14 protein-coding genes are annotated in these 16,233 nt (G+C 56.2%); 7 read left to right on the top strand and 7 right to left on the bottom strand.

Going from position 1 to position 16,233, the window contains the following annotated elements:
* Positions 1-37: 37 nt before the first annotated feature.
* The gene (locus HF675_RS10950; RefSeq protein WP_187044598.1) at positions 38-913 is read left to right on the top strand and encodes a D-hexose-6-phosphate mutarotase; all 876 of its coding nucleotides are present in this window, start codon (positions 38-40) and stop codon (positions 911-913) included.
* 68 nt (positions 914-981) lie between these two features.
* On the opposite strand, the gene HF675_RS10945 is transcribed toward HF675_RS10950, so the two are convergent.
* A complete protein-coding gene (locus HF675_RS10945) occupies positions 982-1,728 on the bottom strand; it encodes a MipA/OmpV family protein (protein ID WP_269655670.1) in 747 nt (248 codons plus the stop codon).
* Between the two features lie 606 nt (positions 1,729-2,334).
* Here HF675_RS10945 and yeaG point away from each other — a divergent pair.
* A complete protein-coding gene (gene yeaG, locus HF675_RS10940) occupies positions 2,335-4,269 on the top strand; it encodes a protein kinase YeaG (RefSeq protein ID WP_105233378.1) in 1,935 nt (644 codons plus the stop codon).
* Positions 4,270-4,371: 102 nt separating this feature from the next.
* Positions 4,372-5,640, top strand: a complete 1,269-nt coding sequence (locus HF675_RS10935; RefSeq protein WP_105231370.1) for a YeaH/YhbH family protein — start codon at positions 4,372-4,374, stop codon at positions 5,638-5,640.
* A gap of 44 nt (positions 5,641-5,684) precedes the next feature.
* Here the strand turns inward: HF675_RS10935 and HF675_RS10930 are convergent, their stop codons facing one another.
* Complete coding sequence (locus HF675_RS10930) at positions 5,685-5,846, bottom strand: YqaE/Pmp3 family membrane protein (protein WP_072186051.1); 162 nt, start codon at positions 5,844-5,846, stop codon at positions 5,685-5,687.
* Positions 5,847-6,085: 239 nt separating this feature from the next.
* Here HF675_RS10930 and HF675_RS10925 point away from each other — a divergent pair, with 239 nt between their 5' ends.
* Positions 6,086-6,262, top strand: coding sequence for a GhoT/OrtT family toxin (locus HF675_RS10925; RefSeq protein ID WP_105231371.1), 177 nt, complete (start codon positions 6,086-6,088; stop codon positions 6,260-6,262).
* Between the two features lie 52 nt (positions 6,263-6,314).
* On the opposite strand, the gene HF675_RS10920 is transcribed toward HF675_RS10925, so the two are convergent.
* Together HF675_RS10920 and HF675_RS10915 are read right to left on the bottom strand one after the other, a co-directional pair.
* Entirely contained in the window at positions 6,315-8,432 is a 2,118-nt protein-coding gene (locus HF675_RS10920; RefSeq protein ID WP_111736976.1) for a TonB-dependent siderophore receptor, read from the bottom strand.
* A 245-nt stretch (positions 8,433-8,677) separates the two neighbouring features.
* Positions 8,678-8,854, bottom strand: a complete 177-nt coding sequence (locus HF675_RS10915; protein WP_172606275.1) for a hypothetical protein — start codon at positions 8,852-8,854, stop codon at positions 8,678-8,680.
* A gap of 137 nt (positions 8,855-8,991) precedes the next feature.
* On the opposite strand from HF675_RS10915, the gene HF675_RS10910 reads away from it, so the two are divergent.
* Entirely contained in the window at positions 8,992-9,558 is a 567-nt protein-coding gene (locus HF675_RS10910; RefSeq protein ID WP_187044597.1) for a 3'-5' exonuclease, read from the top strand.
* Between the two features lie 138 nt (positions 9,559-9,696).
* Positions 9,697-10,890 carry a multidrug effflux MFS transporter gene (locus HF675_RS10905; protein ID WP_160030893.1) on the top strand — a complete coding sequence of 398 codons (1,194 nt, stop codon included), beginning with the start codon at positions 9,697-9,699 and terminating at the stop codon, positions 10,888-10,890.
* 2 nt (positions 10,891-10,892) lie between these two features.
* On the opposite strand, the gene dadX is transcribed toward HF675_RS10905, so the two are convergent.
* On the bottom strand, positions 10,893-11,966 hold the full coding sequence (gene dadX / locus HF675_RS10900; protein ID WP_187044596.1) for a catabolic alanine racemase DadX: 1,074 nt from the start codon (positions 11,964-11,966) through the stop codon (positions 10,893-10,895).
* A 61-nt stretch (positions 11,967-12,027) separates the two neighbouring features.
* Positions 12,028-13,332, bottom strand: coding sequence for a D-amino acid dehydrogenase (locus tag HF675_RS10895; protein ID WP_187044595.1), 1,305 nt, complete (start codon positions 13,330-13,332; stop codon positions 12,028-12,030).
* 526 nt (positions 13,333-13,858) lie between these two features.
* Between HF675_RS10895 and HF675_RS10890 the strand changes: the two genes are divergently transcribed.
* Complete coding sequence (locus HF675_RS10890) at positions 13,859-15,394, top strand: SpoVR family protein (RefSeq protein WP_105231376.1); 1,536 nt, start codon at positions 13,859-13,861, stop codon at positions 15,392-15,394.
* Positions 15,395-15,451: 57 nt separating this feature from the next.
* Here HF675_RS10890 and fadR read toward each other — a convergent pair whose 3' ends face one another.
* Entirely contained in the window at positions 15,452-16,171 is a 720-nt protein-coding gene (gene fadR / locus HF675_RS10885) for a fatty acid metabolism transcriptional regulator FadR (RefSeq protein ID WP_105231377.1), read from the bottom strand.
* Between the last annotated feature and the right edge of the window lie 62 nt (positions 16,172-16,233).

Below are 16,233 nucleotides of genomic sequence, written 5' to 3'. Positions count from 1 at the left end.
CTCAGCAAGAGTATATGGCGATAGATAAGGTGACTCGATGAACGAAAAAGTTTTCACCCTGCCCATTAGCAAACAGATTTCTCCGTATATCAGCCAACGACAGCTGGACGAGTTAAGCGTCGTGGTGGTGTCTCACCCCAAAGTTCGCGCGGCGGTAACGCTGCAAGGCGCGCATCTGATCGGCTGGCAGCCGAGCGGCGAACGGCCCGTCATCTGGTTGAGCGAAAACACGCCGTTTAAAGCCGGCAACGCCATCCGCGGCGGCGTACCGATCTGCTGGCCATGGTTCGGCCCGGCCGGCAAGCCTTCGCACGGCTTTGCGCGTAATCAACCCTGGCGCCTGACCGCGCATGACGAAGATCAGGATGGCGTCATCCTCACTTTTACGCTGCAGGATAACGAACAGACCCGCAAGCTGTGGCCGCACGCCTTTACGCTAATCGCCCGCTTCAAGCTGGGGGAGAGCTGTGAAATCGAGCTGGAATCACACGGCGACTATCAGGCCAGCGCCGCGCTGCACAGCTATTTCCAAATCGGCGATATCGCCAGGGTCAGCGTTGCCGGGCTTGGAGAAACGTATCTGGATAAAGTGGCAAACGGCGCTGAAACCCGCCAGAGCGGCGATGTGACCTTTAGCGGCCAGACCGACCGTATTTACACCCAGCCGACGACATGCAGCCTGATCAAGGATCCGGCGCTGCAACGCACGATTGAAGTGCAACACCACTATATGAGCGATGTGATCGCCTGGAATCCGGGCGCTGAACTCTCCTGCAGCATGGCGGATATGGCCAACGACGGCTACAAAACCATGGTGTGTGTTGAAACCGGACGACTCAGCAAGCCGCTGCTGGCGCAGGGCGAACAGCCGGCCCGTCTGGCGGTGACCTTCCGCTGCCGCAAAGACGCCTAAGTCCGTACCGGACGACAGATAAGCAAAAGGGGCGATAGCGCCCCTTTTCTCTTGGCGTACAGCCGCCGTCAGAAGGTGTACGTGACACCGCTCCACAGCATGCCGTCGTAAGACGAGTCCACCATCGGGCTGTCTTTAACTTCATCAGACAGGCGCACGTAACGTCCCATAAAGAAGGCGTTCCAGCTCTTGTTGATCTGATAGTTCGCCGTCAGCTCCAGGTATGGCGCCCAGCTGTCGCTTGGCTTGTAGCTGTTCAGGCCGCTGCGGCGCGACTCGTTGTCGCTCACGCCGTAGTAGTATTTATTCTGGTTTTTGCTGCTCCAGGTCACGCCGACGCCCGGGGCCAGGCTCCAGTCGCCCAGCTGGAACTTGTACAGATAGGCCAGATCGCCGACCAATCCATTGCTGTTATCCAGCGTATCGCCGCTGAAGGCCGCACGCAGCGTGCCCCACTCGGCATTATGCGAATAGGCCATCCCAGCCATCAGCGTGCCGCGACGTTTGTCCAGCCGTTTCATGCTATCGTCATCGCTGTCGCCGGGCTTAAAGTGCAGCGGTGAATAGTACGCCATCACGCTGAGTTTGTTGACCTCATCGTTCCACAGGTAATAACCGGCGGTCAGCGTATGGAAGTAAAAATCCTCGCTGTCATAGTTGATCACCGGCACCGGATACAGGCGGGTGTTGTTGCCCTTGTAAGGGTCCGGCGTCAACAGCGCCGATGCCCCCAGCGACCAGGTTCCCGCCTGAGCACCCTGCGCGCAAAGCAGCGCACCGGCGATTGCCAACGTTTTGAATTTGAAAATTTTCACCCGTTCGATTCCCCTCGTTGTTCTTGTATAAACACGTTGCGTCGCCAGCCCGGCAACGCGCTCCCCGATACAGACGTCCCTAGGCCATCCGTGATACTGCGTTGTCATGCCATGCTCGGATAGGAGCCGTTAAAATAGCGTCATATTCTAGGTGAAATTTTAGTGACGCGCTTTATCTTTACATGTTAAATCACGCCGGATCGGCAACATTAATGTTGAAATATGTATAAGGCATGTCAGAAACATGACGTTTCCCCCCTCAGGCCGCAGCCAATAAGGCCCTCCGTTGACCCTGAAATAACTGAGTCATTGATATGACTTAAAAAAAGCTTTTTCGCTGACAGGAAATTTTCCGCTATGCCAACTAAGCTTAAATCAGAAGCTGAAATTACCCTGAGCCCAGTGGCAATACAGCGCAACTCGCGATAATAAGCGCAACAGGTTGGCATACGGGTTGCTGTACTCAGGTTTTAACTTCTTCTTTCGGGGGCCGGAATGGGTACTCAATGTTATTGAGTTGCGGCGCTACGGCCACAGTCTCAATCCCAACGGGTCTATCACCTGCTCCCTTTAACCTGTGCTAATAACGAAAGGACGGGCATCGCCATGAACATATTTGACCACTATCGCCAGCGCTATGAAGCTGCCAAGGACGAAGAGTTCACACTGCAGGAATTTCTTACCATTTGCCGGGAAGATCGCAGTGCCTACGCCAATGCCGCGGAACGTCTGCTGATGGCTATCGGTGAACCGGTCATGGTCGACACCGCGCTTGAGTCCCGCATGTCGCGCCTGTTCTCCAACCGCGTGATCGCGCGCTATCCGGCCTTTGAAGAGTTCTACGGTATGGAGGAGGCTATCGAGCAGATCGTCTCTTACCTGAAACACGCCGCACAGGGCCTGGAAGAGAAAAAACAGATCCTGTATCTGCTGGGGCCGGTCGGCGGCGGTAAATCCTCGCTGGCCGAACGGCTGAAAGCACTGATGCAGCTGGTGCCTATCTATACGCTAAGCGCCAACGGCGAACGCAGCCCGGTCAATGATCATCCGCTGTGCCTGTTCAACCCGCAGGAAGACGCCGGCATCCTGGAAAAAGAGTACAACATTCCGCGCCGCTACCTGGGCACCATTATGTCGCCATGGGCGGCGAAACGCCTCAATGAATTTGGCGGCGACATCACCAAGTTCAAAGTGGTGAAAGTGCGTCCGTCGATTCTCGAACAGATCGCCATCGCCAAAACTGAACCCGGCGATGAAAACAACCAGGACATTTCCGCTCTGGTCGGTAAAGTGGACATCCGTAAACTGGAAAACCACGCGCAGAACGATCCCGACGCCTACGGTTATTCCGGCGCCCTGTGCCGGGCCAACCAGGGGCTGATGGAGTTCGTCGAGATGTTCAAGGCGCCGATCAAGGTGCTGCACCCGCTGCTGACCGCCACGCAGGAAGGTAACTATAACGGTACCGAGGGCATCTCCGCCCTGCCGTTTAACGGCATCATTCTGGCCCACTCCAACGAATCGGAATGGGTGACGTTCCGCAACAACAAAAACAACGAAGCCTTCCTTGACCGTGTCTATATCGTCAAGGTGCCGTACTGCCTGCGGGTGTCGGAAGAGATAAAAATCTACGACAAACTGCTCGATCACAGTGAACTGACCCACGCGCCGTGCGCGCCGGGCACGCTAGAAACGCTGGCGCGCTTTACCGTGCTGTCGCGGCTGAAAGAGCCGGAAAACTCCAGCCTCTACTCAAAAATGCGCGTTTACGACGGTGAAAGCCTGAAAGATACCGATCCGAAGGCCAAGTCGTATCAGGAATACCGCGACTATGCCGGCGTGGACGAAGGGATGAACGGCCTGTCGACCCGCTTCGCCTTCAAAATTTTGTCACGCGTGTTCAACTTCGATCATACCGAAGTGGCGGCCAACCCGGTGCACCTGTTCTACGTGCTGGAACAGCAGATAGAACGCGAACAGTTCCCGCAGGATCTGGCGGAAAAATACCTGGAGCATCTGAAAGGTTATCTGATCCCGAAATACGCCGAGTTTATCGGCAAAGAGATCCAGACCGCCTATCTGGAGTCCTACTCCGAGTATGGTCAGAATATTTTCGACCGCTACGTGACCTATGCGGACTTCTGGATTCAGGATCAGGAATACCGCGATCCGGATACCGGCCAGCTGTTTGACCGTGAATCCCTTAACGCCGAACTGGAGAAAATTGAAAAACCTGCCGGCATCAGCAATCCGAAGGATTTCCGCAACGAAATCGTCAACTTCGTGCTGCGCGCCCGGGCAAACAACAATGGCCGCAATCCTAACTGGACCAGTTATGAGAAGCTGCGCACGGTTATCGAGAAGAAAATGTTCTCGAATACCGAAGAACTGCTGCCGGTCATCTCCTTTAACGCGAAAACCTCCACGGACGAGCAGAAGAAACACGACGACTTTGTCGATCGCATGATGGAAAAAGGCTATACCCGTAAGCAGGTGCGTTTACTGTGCGAATGGTATCTGCGGGTCAGAAAATCCTCCTGATAACGCGCTGCGAGTGACGTCGTAGAGGGATGCCTTAATAAGCCCGCGGGCTGCGGTTCGCGGGCGCCAGGGCATAGAAAGTTGGCAATGGTTGGGGGAACTATGGCTTATTTCATTGATCGACGGCTGAACGGCAAAAACAAAAGCATGGTGAATCGCCAGCGCTTTTTGCGCCGCTACAAGTCGCAAATTAAACAGTCGATCGCCGAGGCCATCAACAAGCGTTCGGTCACCGACATAGACAGTGGCGAATCCGTATCGATTCCCAACGCCGATATCAACGAACCGATGTTTCATCAGGGGCGCGGCGGCACGCGCCATCGCGTCCACCCCGGTAACGATCATTTCGTACAGAACGATCGCGTCGAACGGCCACAGGGCGGCGGTGGCGGCGGCAGCGGTCAGGGCAACGCCAGCCAGGACGGTGAAGGTCAGGATGATTTCGTTTTCCAGATCTCCAAAGACGAATATCTCGACCTGCTGTTTGAAGATTTGGCGCTGCCGAACCTGAAAAAAAATGAGTACAAACAGCTCACCGAATTCAAAACCCATCGCGCCGGCTTCACCGCCAACGGCGTGCCCGCCAACATCAGTATCGTACGCTCCCTGCAAAACTCGCTGGCGCGGCGTACGGCAATGACCGCCGGCAAACGCCGCGAACTGCGTCAGTTGGAAGAGCAACTGACCACCATGGAAAATACCGAACCGGTGCAACTGCTGGAAGAGGAGCGGCTACGTAAAGAGATTGCCGAACTGCGGCAGAAAATCGAACGCGTTCCCTTTATCGATACTTTCGATTTACGCTACAAGAATTATGAACGCCGTCCGGAGCCATCCAGCCAGGCGGTGATGTTCTGCCTGATGGACGTTTCTGGTTCAATGGATCAGGCGACGAAAGATATGGCCAAGCGTTTTTATATCCTGCTCTATCTGTTCCTTAGCCGTACCTACAAAAACGTCGAGGTGGTGTATATCCGCCACCATACGCAGGCCAAAGAAGTCGACGAGCAAGAGTTCTTCTACTCGCAGGAAACCGGCGGTACCATCGTTTCCAGCGCGCTGAAGCTGATGAGCGAAGTGGTGGAGGAGCGTTACAACCCGGCGCAGTGGAACATCTACGCGGCGCAGGCGTCGGACGGCGACAACTGGGCCGATGACTCCCCGCTGTGCCATGAGTTGCTGGCGAAAAAACTGCTGCCGATCGTGCGCTACTACAGCTATATCGAAATTACCCGCCGGGCGCATCAAACCCTGTGGCGTGAATATGAAAACTTACAGGCCAGGTTCGACAACTTTGCCATGCAGCATATTCGTGAACCGGACGATATCTATCCGGTATTCCGCGAGCTGTTCCACACCCAAACCGCCTGAAGGCCGTCTCTCAGGGCCGGGTATTCCCCGGCCCTCCTCTTCCATCAGGAATCTTTGGTCTGCACCCAAAACGCATGAATCAGGCCCGGGAAATATCCCAGCAACGTCAGAATAATATTCAAAATAAATGCGCCGCCTAATCCTTTGCCCAGCAGCACGCCCAGTGGCGGTATAAGGATGGTAAATACGATACGCCAAAAGCCCATAATGCCTCCTCAGTGTGCTTGTTCCCTGCCAACATATTATATCCGCTTAATATTTTCAAAAACTTATCAGCACTGTATCTCTTTTTCGGCGTAGTCTTACGCCCGGTGATAGCTTGTTGTTTATAGGGATATATGACCCCAGGGAATAACGCGCGCCATGATTAGTCGGCGCTGGTCGTTGATTATACGTGGCGATACTCCTAAAATGCGCGCTGAGAAATATTACTGGAATGGGTTTCATGTCGTCGCTGTGGGTTGCAACACAATATTTTTATTTGTTTGGCTTTTTATTCTCTGTGGTTTTTACTTATCTGGTCAGCCGGGATACGATTAAAATTCGCTGTCTCAGCGCCCTCACCATCGGCCTCACCTGGCCGCTCAGTTTACCGGTCGTGCTCATGTTTTCCCTGTTCTGAGCACCCGCCGAGATCGCCGCGCCGTCCATCCATGCCGGCACGGCGATGCCCATCAGAAGTCGTAACCGACCGTCGCGACCACGCTGCGTTCCTGCCCCCAATAGCAATAGCTGGTGCCGTAACAGGCCGCAACATACTTTCTGTCCGCCAGATTATTGACGTTCAGCTGTACGTACGCCCCTTTCAAGCTCGGCGCCACCTGCGCCAGGTTCATACGTACTGATGCGTCCAGCAAGGTCACGGACGGAATGCGTTGGGTATTTTCATTATCCGCCCACTGCTTGCCTATATAACGCACGCCCGCGCCAAGATTCAGCCCGTAGCCCGCATCATATTGTCCCCACAGCGTCGCCATTTGGTTCGGCGCCAAATATGGCGTATTGCCGTTATTGCCGTCGATGGCGTCTTTAAATTTCACCTTGTTATAGGTGTAACCCGCAATCACATTAAGGCGATCGGTCACCTGGGAACGCGCTTCCAGCTCAATCCCCTGCGAATGCACCTTACCGGCAGGTTCATAATAACTTTGCTGCACCACCCGGTTCGCCACGTCCTTTTGCGTGAGGTCATACAGCGACACGCTGTACAACGATGTGCTGCCCGGCGGCTGATACTTCAGGCCGACCTCATACTGCTTGCTGGTGCTGGGTTTCAGCATATGGCCGTCATTATCCGCCAGCGCCTCTGGGGTGATCGCCGAGCTGTAGCTGGCGTACGGCGAGAAGCCGCTGTCGAAGTGATACAGCAGCGAGGCACGACCACTGAAGTGGTGATCGTTACGCGAATCGGTGCTGTCGGCGGTCAGATTGGTATTTTTACTCTCCAGGCGATCGTAACGGCCGGCCAGGTTGAGATACCAGTTGTTCAAGGCGATCTCATCCTGCAGGTAGACGCCGGTCTGCTGATAGTGACGGCGCGAGTCGGTGCGCACCACGTCGGTCAGCAACGGCTCCCCCGCTACGCCGGTATAGGGATTCAACGGTGACGCTCCGCCGCTTTCATCCCACAGATTATTGCGGAAGCGCTGGTAGTCCAGCCCCAGCAACACTTTATGGTCCAACGGACCGGTGGCGAACTCGGCTTCCAGCTGGTTATCCACGGCATAGGCGTCCAGTGAGGTGCTGGATCCGCTGTAATAGCGATTCAGCAAGGTATGCTCTTCATTCCAGCCCGCCTGATACACCTGCTCCAACTCGACGTTCGAATGGGTGTAGCTGGCGTTTTGGCGGAACGTCCAGACGTCATTAAACCGGTGCGAGAAGGCATAGCTGTAGATCTGCTCCCAACGCTTGAATACGTTATGGCGGCTGTCGCCGTCAAAGAACCCGCGCCCCAGTTTGTCGCCCTGACTGGCATACAGGCTGCCGTCCGCCGGCACCGCACTGTGATAGCCGCCGGACGGATCTTTTTGCAGGTAGGCCTTCAGCAACAGCGAGGTATCTTCACTCGGTTGCCATAACAGCGACGGCGCAATCGCGTAGCGTTCTTCACGTTGGTGGTCATACATGGTATCGCTGCTGCGCGTCATGCCCGTCAGGCGGTATGCCCATTGATCCGACAGCGCACCGGTCACGTCAAACGCGCCGCCCTGGGTATGGTGATTGCCGCCCGTCAGGGTGAGGTGCCCTTCGGTGGCAAACTGCGGCCGCTTACTGGTCAAGGCCACCAGACCGCCAGGAATGCTTTGGCCGTACATTACCGAAGACGGCCCTTTAATCACGTCAACCCGCTCCAGGAACCAGGGATCAACCTGCAATGCGTTGTAACTGCCGCTGTCGCTCAGCAGCCTCAGCCCGTCCAGAAAAGTGTTATTCACATCGCCGCCGTGAAAGCCCCGCAGCGCAATGGTGTCATAACGCGTCGCCCCGCCGGCAAAGTTGGTGAACACACCCGGCGTATACTTCAACGCATCATTGACCGTTAAGGCATTTTGGTCGGTCATCTGCTGACGCGTCACCACCGATACCGCCTGCCCGGTTAAAATCAGCGGTCGGTCGGTTTTTGTCGCCCCCTGGCTGGTGCCGGCGGTATAACCATGAGTTGCCGAATCCGCCGTGTCCGCCGGCTTGGCGGTCACCAGCAGCGTATCCTCCGCCCAGGAGGACAGCGGTAAAAACAGGGCAATAGCGCATAACAGACGGGAGCGTTTGACAGGAAAAATCCCAGACATAGCCGTAATTCCTATTGGAAGCCGTAAAATGTACACCGCAACAAGACAAGACAATTTCGATGACAGTCTGGTCAGAACGTGATGCGGTGCGCTGGTGTTAAGAAAATGAAAATATTGGTAAAGATAATAACAATGATAATTATTATCTTTTATAGGTAGGGAGTTCAAGTACGCCTGGCGTTTGCCATCAGAAAATTACGAGGACTATCGCAGTAAAATCAAGGTGAGGAACAAAAGGCAGGCGATTACTTCGCCGGATGTGGCGGCGTTTTGGAGATATGTGGTTCAGAGATATCCACCATGCGGCAGATTTTGCTGTAGTTGCTGTAACCTTCGCAGACTTTGTCTGCCACAAAGGTGCCCAGATACCCCAGCACCAGCGCATACCCCAACATGCAACAAATAAAGATCAGCGTTCTCACTCCGGCAGCCACCTTCAACAAAACCTATGCGTATCATACCGTGATTCGCCCTTTTTCGCCTGCCTGGAATTGACGCTGCGCGGCAATGCCGGCTTTGTAGTATCCTGTCACTCTCTTTTGGCGAGCAGAGAAACCTGATGCACCATGTGATGTTGGATATAGAAACGCTGGATGTGAAGCCAAGCGCGGTCATTCTGGTGGTTGCCGCCGTATTTTTCGATCCCAAAACCGGTCAGTTGGGCGAGGAATTTGAAGCGGCCGTCAGCCCGCAGAAGGAGCAAGACGGCAGGACAATAAGCCTGGACACCGTCGCCTGGTGGGCCAGGCAATCCGATGAGGCGCGTAAATTGGCCTTTGGCGGCAGCGACAGCTTAAAACGCGTGCTGACCAACCTGAGCCGCTTTATTCATATGCACAGCAGCGACACGGTAAAAGTCTGGGGCAACGGCAAAGAGTTTGACTGCGCCATCCTGGAGCACGCCTTCCAGCAACTGACGATGCCCTGCCCGTGGAAGTTTTGGCACACGCAGGATGTCCGCACCCTGGTGACGCTGGCAGAGCTGCGCGGCTTTAACCCCAAAAAGGCACGGCCGTTTGAAGGTACGCCACACCGGGCGCTGGACGATGCCAAGCATCAGGCCAGATATGTCGCCGACGTGGTGGCCAACTGCTATTTCCGCCACGATGCCGCACTGCTGCCCTGATCCGGACAGGCGCTGTTCCGCTGCCGGCATCGCGCCTGCCGCTCTCTCTGTATAACAACCTGGTGCACCGCCCTTTCCATTTCACTGCGAAGGCACTACCCTAAGCCACTTTGTCACTTGGATGTGCTATTTTTCATTATGCAAAAATTTCTCCTTCTCCTGCTGAGTCTGGTCTTGCTGGGCCCGTTAGGCATCGACCTCTATCTGCCGGCGATACCGGCCATCGCGCTGGGCCTGAACAGCAGCGAAGCGGTGATCCAATCCACCATTTCGCTGTTTATTCTGGTGCTAGGACTGGGGCAGATCGTCGCCGGGCCGCTGGTCGACAACTACGGACGCAAGCCGGTCGCGCTGGCCGGTATTATCCTGTATATGATCGGCGCCGCCATGGCCGCGCTGGCCAACAGCCCGACGCTGTTTATCGCCTCACGCCTGCTGCAGGGCATCGCGGTATGCTGCACCGCCGTAGTGGCGTTTAGCGGCGTGCGCGACCGTATGAACGGCGACGATGCCGCGCGCGCCTTTGGTTTCCTCAACGGTACGCTGAATATTATCCCGGCGCTGGCGCCGCTGTTGGGCGGATTACTGGCGGAAGCGTTTGGCTGGCGCGCCCCTTTCTGGTTCCTGGTCGGCTACGCGCTGCTGGTCTTCGTGCTGATCGCTCTGCGCCTGCCGGAAACCCGACCGGCAGATACGCGGCCGGTCAAAGGGCTCCCCGTACGCCAGTACGCACAGATCCTGCGTCAGTCACGCTTTCTCTCTTTCGCCGTGGTCAATGCCGGGGCCATGGGCATGGCGCTCACCTACGTGTCGCTGGCGCCTAATGTGCTGATGGGCACCGCCGGCCTGACGCCGCTGCAATTTTCCCTGGCGTTCGGCGCCAACGGTTTCTGGATTATGCTGGTGAGCTTCTTCGCCAACCGGGTGATTCGCAAGGTCGGCCGGCCTTTTTGTCTGGCAACCGGCGGCGTGCTGATGGGGCTGGGGTGCCTTGCCCTGCTGTTTGATATCACCTTCCTGACGGCCGATGCGCAAACCCACTGGCTGGCCTATATGCTGCCGGTTGCCATCGGCTGCGCCGGGCTGGCGTTTGTGATGGGCCCGGCCACCAGCTATGCGCTGGAGCCGTATTCCAACGAGGCCGGAGTAGCCTCGGCTCTGGTCGGTTTCGTACAGATGGCCGGCGGCGCGGCGCTGGGATTGCTGGCGATGGCGCTGCCTCTGCAACCGAAAATGGCGCTGGCGCTGGTGATGGCGGCGGGCTGTTTACTGGCGCTGCACGCCCGGCAGCGCAGTAAACAATTAAAGGGACAGTTAAACCGGATCGGCTGAGCTTATGCGCCGGCTTCCACCGGCACCCGCGGCGTCAATGCCGTCAGCAGCTCGTACCCCAGGGTACCGGCTGCGGCGGCCACGTCATCCACCGGCAAATGCCGCCCCCACAATTCCACCTCAGCACCGATAGCCGCCTGCGGGCACGGCGTCAGATCCACCGCCAGCATATCCATCGATACCGTACCTACGGTGCGCGTCAATACGCCGTCAACCCAGATAGGCGTGCCGCTCTGCGCATGGCGCGGATAACCGTCGGCATAGCCGCAGGCGACAATACCGATCCGCTGTACGGCGCTGGCGGTATAGCGCCAGCCATAGCCGACGCTGTCGCCGGATTTTAGCGTCTGCACCGCGATAATCTCACTGCGCAATGACATCGTCGCCTGTAGCCCCGTCGCGGCAATATCCGCCGAGTTGCCGCTCGGCGATGCGCCGTACAAGATAATGCCCGGCCGCACCCAACTGCCGTGCGTATCCGGATGCCACAGCGTCGCCGCCGAATTGGCCAGACAGCGCGGCAGCGGCAGTTCCGCCGCCGCGCGATCAATGGTCGTCATTTGCTGCGCTACGCCACGCGCATCATCGGCAGTCGCGAAGTGGCTCATCAGCGTCATAGCGCCGATATTGGCGATGCCCTGCGCCCGTTGCCAGACGCTGCGTATCCGCTCGGGCGCAAAGCCCAGCCGGTTCATGCCGCTATTCAGCTTCAGATAAATATTCAGCGGCGCCGCGAGCCGTGCCTCGGCGATCGCCGCCAGCTGCCAGTCGCTGTGTACGGCGGTGGTCAACTGATAACGGTCAATCAGCGCCAGGTCCTGCGGCTGAAAGAACCCCTCCAGCAGCAGGATCGGCCCCTGCCAGCCGGACTCGCGCAGCAGCACCGCCTCCGCCAGATCCAGTAACGCAAAGCCGTCAGTATTCGCCAGGCTGCGCCAGACGTGTTTAATACCGTGGCCATAGGCATTAGCCTTCACCACCGACCAAACCTTCGCAGCGGGCGCATGGCGGCGGATAACCTGTAAATTGTTGTCGAACGCCGCCAGGTGCAGCGTTGCGGTAATTGGGCGGGGCATGGGCTCTCCTTCAGCCGGTTTGACGCCGGCCGCAGTCTGCCGCTGCGGCCGGCGATGAGGATTAACGCGCCGGATGCACGTCGTTCAACGGTGCACGCCGCGAATGGGTCACACCACCGCTGTAACGCGCCACGGAGAGATCGTCAAATGGGATCGCCGGCGTGATGCCGGAGATCAGGTCGGCAAGCAACTGGCCGGAACCGCAGGCCATCGTCCACCCCAGCGTGCCGTGGCCGGTATTGAGGTACAGGTTCTTCAATGAGGTGCGGCCGACAATCGGCGTACCGTCCGGCGTCATCGGCCGCAGTCCGGTCCAGAACGTAGCCTGTTCAACCCGGCCGCCGTTGGGGTACAGATCGCGCACCACCATCTCCAGCGTCTCGCGTCGCTTCTGCTCCAGTTCGGTATTAAAGCCGACGATTTCCGCCATACCGCCAACGCGAATGCGCTGGTCAAAGCGGGTAATAGCGACTTTATAGGTTTCATCCAGCACCGTTGAGTACGGCGCCGCCGTCTCATCGGTAATCGGGATGGTCAGCGAGTAGCCTTTCAGCGGATAAACGGGGATCGCCACCAGCCCGCGCAGCAGCGCGGTCGAATAGGAACCGAAGGCCACCACATAACTGTCCGCCGTCAAAGTCTGCCCGCCGCACTGCACGCCGGTAATTTTATCGCCATCCACCAGCAGGCGATCGACGTGCTGGTCATACAGGAAGGTCACGCCCGCCTGCTCCGCCATTTTGGCCAGGCGCTGGGTAAACAGCTGGCAATCACCGGTTTCATCATTCGGCAGTTGCAGACCGCCGGTCAGCTTGTGCGCCACCTGCGCCAAAGCCGGCTCCGCCGTGGCCAACTGGCTGGACTCCAGCAGTTTGTAAGGCACGCCGGCGTCTTCCAATACCGCAATATCTTTCGCCGCATTCTCAAACTGCTGCTGCGAACGGAACAGTTGCAACGTGCCGCGCTGACGCCCTTCGTATTCGATACCGATGTCCTGACGCAACGCCTTGATGCAGTCGCGGCTGTACTCCGCCAGACGCACCATCCGCCCTTTGTTGGTGGCATAATGGGACGTATTGCAGTTTTTCAGCATCTGCCACATCCAGTTGATCTGAAAGCCGGTGCCGTCCAGGCGGATAGCCAGCGGCGCATGGCGTTGGAACATCCATTTGATGGCCTTCAGAGGCACGCCGGGCGCGGCCCATGGCGCAGCATAACCCGGCGAGATCTGACCGGCGTTGGCGGCGCTGGTTTCCAGCGCCGGCCCTGGCTGACGATCAACCACCGTCACTTCATGCCCGGCTTTCGCCAGATACCAGGCGCTGGCTACGCCAACCACTCCACTACCTAAAATCAAAACTCGCATCACTGACTCCAGCCCGAGGTTTAACAAAGCATAATCTTCTGTTGACGGCAAATTAACTCAGTAGAAAAAACCATCCAACAAATTAGTTTTTAATCGTGACAGATTTCACAATTAATTTATCGTTCAAGCCGCTTCCTTTTGCAATAGGCGGATTTAAATAGCGATAACCTGCGGTGAAAGCCGGTTTCTGGAGAGAATAGCGCCCCCTCATGCAATCAATGACTGCATTGAAGTCACTAAAAATCGCCCTCATGTGCAACAGGTTGTTAACAGAATATAAAATCAACCCTGCCATACAAAACAAAATATTAATCTACAAAACACGCAAAACATCAACATATCCTGCGAGGCAACATCGGCGGCAAAACAGCAGAAAAAACTCACCCGCTATCCGCTCCTCCCGTTAAGTTCAGACAGGACGTTGAATTTTTAGGCTTTATAACCCCCTCGCCCCGTTCTTTTTTGAGCTACGATTGATTAAGGGCCGCCGTAATGAGCCTGGCCCGTACAAAACGAGGGTGCGCTGATGACAACTTCAACACATGATCAAATTATGGATGAAAAACGTCTGAGCGATGGACCAGACTGGACGTTTGAGTTGCTGCAGGTCTATCTGGAGCAGATTGACCGCGTCGCCAAACATTACAAACTGGATACCTATCCGCACCAAATTGAGGTCATCACCTCTGAGCAGATGATGGATGCGTATTCCAGCGTCGGGATGCCGATTAACTATACGCACTGGTCATTCGGTAAAAAATTTATCGAAACCGAACAGCTCTACAAACATGGGCAGCAGGGGCTGGCCTATGAGATCGTCATCAACTCCAATCCTTGTATTGCTTACCTGATGGAAGAGAACACCATCACCATGCAGGCGCTGGTGATGGCGCACGCCTGCTACGGGCACAACTCATTCTTCAAGAACAACTACCTGTTTCGCAGCTGGACCGACGCCAGTTCGATCGTCGATTACCTACTGTTCGCCCGCCATTACATCAGCGAATGTGAAGAGCGCTACGGCGTAGAAGAGGTAGAAAAACTGCTGGATTCCTGTCACGCGCTGATGAACTACGGCGTGGACCGCTATAAACGTCCGCAAAAAATTTCACTGCAGGAAGAGAAAGCCCGTCAGAAGAGCCGGGAGGAGTATCTGCAAAGCCAGGTGAACTCGCTGTGGAAAACGCTGCCGCGCGTCGAACGCGAAGACGCGCCGGAGCAAGAACGTCGTTACCCCAGCGAGCCGCAGGAAAATATTCTCTACTTTATGGAAAAAAACGCCCCGCTGCTGGAGCCGTGGCAACGGGAAATCCTGCGCATTGTGCGCAAGGTCAGCCAGTATTTCTACCCGCAAAAGCAGACGCAGGTAATGAACGAAGGCTGGGCCACCTTCTGGCATTACACCATACTCAACCATCTGTATGACGAGGGCCGCGTCAGCGAGCGCTTTATGCTGGAGTTCCTGCACAGCCACACCAACGTGGTGTATCAGCCGCCTTACAACAGCCCCTATTACAACGGCATTAACCCGTATGCGCTGGGCTTCGCCATGTTCCAGGATATCAAGCGCATCTGTCAGTCGCCAACGGAAGAAGATCGCTACTGGTTCCCGGATTTTGCCGGCAAAGACTGGCTTGAAACGCTGCATTTCGCCATGCGCGACTTTAAGGACGAAAGCTTTATCAGCCAGTTCCTGTCGCCGAAACTGATGCGCGACTTCCGCCTGTTCACCGTGCTGGATGACGACCGCAACAACTATCTGGAGATTTCGGCCATCCACAATGAGGCGGGATATCGGGCGATTCGCCAAGAGCTGTCGGCACAGTACAACCTGAGCAATCACGAACCCAACATCCAGGTCTGGAACGTTGATCTGCGCGGCGATCGTTCATTGACGCTACGCTATGTGCCGCAGGAACGCGCGCCGCTGGATAAAAGCCGCCGCGAGGTGATGAAACATGTGTACCGGCTGTGGGGGTTCGACGTGATTTTGGAACAGCAAAACGAAGACGGCAGCGTCGAACTGCTGGAACGCTGCCCTCCGCGCCCCAGCGCGCTGTAACACGCAGCAAAAAGGGCGCATGATGCGCCCTTGTTTTTTACCAACGCGACGCCGCCGTTAACGGCGCGCTTCGGTCAGATCGCTCGGCATGGTGCCTTGCATGCTTTGCCAGATCGCGCCGCTCTCCTTGCCATAATTACGCACGGTATCCATCACCTGGTCGTACATTTTCTCATGGCACAGCATCGACAGCTTACTGTAGAACGAACGCGCCAGCTTGCGCGCTTCCGGGTTGGAGAAGTAGTAACGGCCAACGCGGGTATACAGCCCTTTCAGACCGTTGAAAATCAGCCCGTAAATCGGGTTGCCGGACACGAAGGCCAGACCGCGGAAAATTTCATAATCCAGCGTATTGAACGCCTCGGCCTGATCTTCAACCTCCGACGCCTTCGCCAGGACGGCCTGCGCTTCCTCAGGGTGGTTACGCACCGCAGAGCGGATAAAGATAGAGGCAATATTGGTGCGCACCGACAATAAATTATCGATCAACTGCGGGACGCTGTTATGATCGAGGCGCGCCAGCGTTTCCAGAATGTTGAGGCCGGATGTTTCCCAAAAGTTATTCACTTTGGTCGGCTTGCCGTGCTGAATCGTCAGCCAGCCATCTCGCGCCAAACGCTGTAAAACCTCGCGTAACGTGGTGCGCGTGACACCTATCAGTTCAGATAGCTCACGCTCCGCGGGCAAAATAGAGCCAGGAGGGAAGCGATTATTCCAAATACTTTCAATAATGTACTCTTCCGCAAAACCGGCTGGACTCTGTGCCTTAATGACCATGTGTTTGACGTTCCGTTGCAACGATATCAGTAATAGTAGTCCGCTGATCATACCAGATCATG

The sequence above is a fragment of the Serratia sp. JUb9 genome, from assembly GCF_014298095.1.
Classification (GTDB): Bacteria; Pseudomonadota; Gammaproteobacteria; order Enterobacterales; family Enterobacteriaceae; genus Serratia_B; species Serratia_B rhizosphaerae.
This window is presented reverse-complemented; position numbering and strand designations above follow the sequence as displayed.

Excerpts from the sequence above, each read along its gene's own strand:
- HF675_RS10950 (WP_187044598.1), top strand. The coding sequence starts at position 38 with ATGAACGAAAAAGTTTTCACCCTGCCCATTAGCAAACAGATTTCTCCG.
- yeaG (WP_105233378.1), top strand. The coding sequence starts at position 2,335 with ATGAACATATTTGACCACTATCGCCAGCGCTATGAAGCTGCCAAGGAC.
- HF675_RS10935 (WP_105231370.1), top strand. The coding sequence starts at position 4,372 with ATGGCTTATTTCATTGATCGACGGCTGAACGGCAAAAACAAAAGCATG.
- HF675_RS10930 (WP_072186051.1), bottom strand. The coding sequence starts at position 5,846 with ATGGGCTTTTGGCGTATCGTATTTACCATCCTTATACCGCCACTGGGC.
- HF675_RS10925 (WP_105231371.1), top strand. The coding sequence starts at position 6,086 with ATGTCGTCGCTGTGGGTTGCAACACAATATTTTTATTTGTTTGGCTTT.
- HF675_RS10920 (WP_111736976.1), bottom strand. The coding sequence starts at position 8,432 with ATGTCTGGGATTTTTCCTGTCAAACGCTCCCGTCTGTTATGCGCTATT.
- HF675_RS10910 (WP_187044597.1), top strand. The coding sequence starts at position 8,992 with ATGCACCATGTGATGTTGGATATAGAAACGCTGGATGTGAAGCCAAGC.
- HF675_RS10905 (WP_160030893.1), top strand. The coding sequence starts at position 9,697 with ATGCAAAAATTTCTCCTTCTCCTGCTGAGTCTGGTCTTGCTGGGCCCG.
- dadX (WP_187044596.1), bottom strand. The coding sequence starts at position 11,966 with ATGCCCCGCCCAATTACCGCAACGCTGCACCTGGCGGCGTTCGACAAC.
- HF675_RS10895 (WP_187044595.1), bottom strand. The coding sequence starts at position 13,332 with ATGCGAGTTTTGATTTTAGGTAGTGGAGTGGTTGGCGTAGCCAGCGCC.
- HF675_RS10890 (WP_105231376.1), top strand. The coding sequence starts at position 13,859 with ATGACAACTTCAACACATGATCAAATTATGGATGAAAAACGTCTGAGC.
- fadR (WP_105231377.1), bottom strand. The coding sequence starts at position 16,171 with ATGGTCATTAAGGCACAGAGTCCAGCCGGTTTTGCGGAAGAGTACATT.